Raw genomic sequence first — 218 nt, 5'->3', positions numbered from 1 at the left:
GACCGTCTGACGCAGCAGACCGGCTTTGACGGCCGTACGCAGCGCTATGGCTACAACACCGGCGGGCAGCTTGTCCGCAGCGAGGACGAAAGCCTGGTCACGCGGTGGCATTACGATGAATCTGACCGCCTGACGCATCGCACGGTGAACGGCGAACCGGCGGAACAGTGGCAGTACAACGAACGCGGCTGGCTGGCGGAAATCAGCCACCTCAGTGA

1 protein-coding gene is annotated in these 218 nt (G+C 63.3%); it reads left to right on the top strand.

Features of this window, described 5'->3' with window-relative positions; translation table 11 throughout:
* Positions 1-218: hypothetical protein (locus tag OGY09_RS00215; RefSeq protein ID WP_286589722.1), on the top strand; the 218-nt coding region annotated here is incomplete at both ends.

The organism is Citrobacter sp. Cpo071, from assembly GCF_030332765.1.
Lineage (GTDB): Bacteria > Pseudomonadota > Gammaproteobacteria > Enterobacterales > Enterobacteriaceae > Citrobacter > Citrobacter portucalensis.
This window is presented reverse-complemented; position numbering and strand designations above follow the sequence as displayed.